The 3,700-nt window shown below is 68.3% G+C and carries 3 protein-coding genes and 1 pseudogene; 2 read left to right on the forward strand and 2 right to left on the reverse strand.

The annotated features are described in order from the left end of the window. Positions 1-343, reverse strand: a 343-nt coding sequence (locus ACWKZU_RS06830) for a FadR/GntR family transcriptional regulator (protein ID WP_449281651.1), incomplete at its 3' end; no start/stop codon positions are given. A gap of 96 nt (positions 344-439) precedes the next feature. Continuing rightward, positions 440-1,912 carry a S10 family peptidase gene (locus ACWKZU_RS06835; protein WP_449281652.1) on the reverse strand — a complete coding sequence of 491 codons (1,473 nt, stop codon included), beginning with the start codon at positions 1,910-1,912 and terminating at the stop codon, positions 440-442. Between the two features lie 199 nt (positions 1,913-2,111). Between ACWKZU_RS06835 and ACWKZU_RS06840 the strand changes: the two genes are divergently transcribed. Together ACWKZU_RS06840 and ACWKZU_RS06845 are read left to right on the forward strand one after the other, a co-directional pair. After that, positions 2,112-3,356 (forward strand): acyl-CoA dehydrogenase family protein, encoded by a 1,245-nt coding sequence (locus ACWKZU_RS06840; protein WP_449281653.1) that lies wholly within the window; start codon positions 2,112-2,114, stop codon positions 3,354-3,356. Then, positions 3,353-3,700, forward strand: a pseudogene (locus ACWKZU_RS06845) (hypothetical protein); the annotation flags it as partial. The gene ACWKZU_RS06840 and the pseudogene ACWKZU_RS06845, both read left to right, overlap by 4 nt.

Consider the following 3,700-nt stretch of genomic DNA (forward strand, 5'->3'; position numbering starts at 1 on the left):
CGAGCGAGTCCGTGATGCGCAGGCAGTCGTCGACGGTCGCGTCCTCGGCGCGGAGCTGGATGAGCTCGTGACCCAGGCGCATGATGGGCGACTGCTCGGCGAGGAAGATGCCGCCCCCCGGCCCCGGCTTCACCGAGATCACACCGCGATTGCGGAGCACCCTGATGGCTTCGCCGAGGGTCGCGGGAGCGACGTTGAAGCGGTCGAGCAGCTCTCGCTTCGTCCCGATGAAGTGCCCGGGCTGCAGCTCGCCCTCGCGGATCTCCCGCTCGATGAGGTCGACGACGGTGTCTGCGAGTGCGCGCGTCGGCGGAAACCCGGTCCCCGGTGCGCTCCTGCTCACGGAATCTGCCACCACTCTCTCACCAATCTCTGAATCGGTTGGAGCTTACGCTACCGGATGCCCGACGACTCCGGGGCTCCGGCGCGCATGCGCACCTCATCGCGCCCCCGCTCCCGCCTCGCGGTAGAAGTCGGCGAGCACGCGCCGCATGCGCTCGATCTCCCGCTCATCGACGAAGGTCATGTGCCCGGACTCGAACCAGGAGAACGTGAGGTTGGCGCGGATCTCCGGGCTCAGGAACATCCGCGCGACGTCGTTCTCCGCATGGAAGAACGGGGTCGCGAGGTCGTAGATGCCACCCATCACGAGCACCCGGAGCCCCTCATTGCGACGCATCGCCGCGGCGAGGTCGTAACCGAGATCGGGCACGAGCAGCGGGGCGTCGATGCCGGGTGCGCGGTGCGACCAGTCCCATGCCGAGCTCACCTGCATGTTGTTGAGCGGCAGATAGGGCAGCTCGGGCGCGTAGCCGATGTCGTTCGCGAGGTGCTCGCGGTAGGCGGCCAGGTGAGCGCTGTTCACGGCGGCCGTCGCCGCGTCGTCGGTCGCGGGATCGTGCTGCCCCGTGCCGATGACGTAGCCGTTGTCCGCCGAGAATCGCGCGTCGAAACGGCCGACCTTGCGCTCGCGATCGCGCAGCAGCGCCTCGCGGAACCACTCCATCTCGGGGCGCAATCGCTGACGCGCGAGCTCTTCGGGGTCGATGCCGATGAACGTCGCGAGCTTCTCAGCATGACTCCGCATCTCCTCGGCCGACAGCCGGTCTCCCGCGAGCAGCGCCGCGCTGTAGCCGCCGAGGGCGTATGCGCGGGCCGCGTCGAGAAAGGCGTCGTCATCGAGATCCGCGTGCCCGGCCTTGCCGTGGAAGCGCGCGGTCGCCGCGTAGCTCGGCAGGAGGTTGACGTAGAAGTGGTCGCCGGCGTCGAAGGCCGTGCTGCGGTTGAGCACGGTGGAGAGCAGCACGACGCCGTTGAAGTCCACGCCCTGATTCTGCAGGCGATGCACGAGCCCCGCGGCGCGTGTGGTGCCGTAGGACTCGCCGAAGAGGAACCGCGGCCGATTCCAGGCCCCCGTCTTCGTGAGGTACCGGACCACCGCCCGGGCGAAGAGATCGACATCGGCGTCGACGCCCCAGCCGCGGGAGGGATCGACCCCCGGCGCGAACCGGGAGTACCCGGTGCCGACCGCATCGATGAACACGAGGTCGGACTCGGGCAGCAGCGTGTGGGGGTTGTCACCCCATTCGTAGGGCGCCGGCGGAGTGGCGCGGGGGGTGCGGGTCGGCGCACGACGGGGGCCGAAGCCGCCGATGTTCAGCCACAGGCTCGCGGAGCCCGGGCCGCCGTTGAAGAGGAAGGTGATGGGTCGCCGCGGATCGCGCGGCGACGACTCGTACGCGGTGTAGAAGATGCTCGCGATGGGCTCCCCGTCGTTCTCCCGCACCACGAGGGTTCCGGCGGTCGCCTCGTACTCGGAGGCCTCAGCACCGTGCGTGAGGCGAGCGCGGGCCTCGGTCTCGACGACCGGCTCTCCGACTCCGCCCGCGCCCTGCTCCGTGCGGTGTTCCATGTCCACTCCCGATCCGCGCTCGGCTCGCACTCCACGGCTCGGGGTGAGCCGCCTCGCTGCCACGCAACAATAATAACTATATTCAATTGGATAATTTTCGCACAAACCCTGGCGCGCGCTCATCCGGCTGCCTATACTGCGAATAATTAAAGTTCTTATTAAGAGAATTTCGTATCATATTGAGACTGATTGGATTCCCGTGACCGTCACCGACACCGTTACCGACCGACTGCGCCTCGTCGACGCCGTCAAACCGTACGAGCAGCTGATCCTCGACGCCGAGCAGATCATCGAGGACGAGCGCCGCATCCCCGACGAGATCACCGACGCCCTCTACGACTGCGGCATGTACCGCGCCTTCCTCCCCCGCGAGCTCGGCGGACTCGAGGCCCACCCGAACGAGTGGCTCGAAGCCGTCGAGGAGGTATCGCGCGTCAACGGCTCCGTCGGCTGGCTCTGCATGCTGCACACCGGCGCGACCTGGGCGGAGCCCGCGGCGATGCGCGAGATCCTCAAGACGGAGCGCTGGATCACCGCGGGAAACGTGGGCCGCGCGAGCGGCATCGCCCGCAAGGTCGAGGGCGGCTACATGATCCAGGGCAAGTGGCCGTTCTGCTCGGGCTCCCCTGAGGCCACCTTCCTCTACGGGCGCGCGGTGCTGCACGATGAGAACGGGGAACCCCGCACCAGCCCCCGGGACGGCCTCCCGTACTACATCTCGGGTTATGTGCCCGCGAAGAGCGTGCAGGTGCACAACAACTGGAACGGGCTCGGCCTGCGCGGTACCGGCAGCGGCGACATCACGGTCGAGGAGGTCTTCGTGCCCAGCTCGATGGTCAACGAGACCGGCATCTGGACCCACCACTACGACTCGCCGCTGATGCGCGCCAACTTCAACCTGGCCGCCCATGCGGCCCACGCGCTCGGCCTCGCCGTGGCCGCCGTCGAGGAGTTCAAGAAGACCACGCAGCTGCGCGCCCGCCGGGGCTCGTTCCGCCAGTCGAGACTGGGCAAGGAGCAGAGCAACTACATCGCCGTGGGCAAGGCCGACGCGAAGATCCGCTCCGCGCGCCTGTTCATGCGCGACGTCATCGGGCGGGCCTACGAGGACGCGAAGCGCAGCACCCACATCGACTACGAGCTGCGCGTGCTCATGCACGAGGTCAACGTGCACGTGGTGTCCGAGGCGCGCCAGGTGGTCGAGCTGATCTTCAAGGAGATCGGTGCGGTCGGCACGGTCAAGGGCCTGCGCATGGAACGCATCTTCCGCGACATGATGACCGCCTCCCAGCACGCCATCGTCGTCGAGGCCTCATACGACCGTGCCGGTCAGTACTGGCTCACGAAGGATCTCGACGACGGTCCTCAGCTCGATGTCGAGTTCGGATACGTGCGCCCCCCGCATCCGCAGAATCGCCATCGCTACGCGAAGACCGCTCCGTGACTCGGCCGGCGGTACTCCTCGCGGGCGGCTCGAGCCGTGCGGGCGAGGCCGTGGCCGAGGAGCTCCTCGGCCACGGTCTCGCCGTCGTCACCGCCAGCCGCAGCACTCTCGAGACGTCGCCTCCCGGCGACGGCGGCGCGCAGTGGCGCCGGGCAGCGGACCTCACGGACCCCGAACAGGTCGCGCGGCTCCGACGAGAACTCGCCGAGACAGGTGTGCGCATCGGAGGGATCGTGCACCTCGTCGGCGGCTGGGCCGGAGGGCGGGGCATCGCGGGGCAGAGCGACGATGCATACGAGATGCTCTCCGCTTCCTTCGACGCGCTGCGCATCGTGACGCGCGAG

It is taken from the genome of Leucobacter sp. (genome assembly GCF_053528595.1).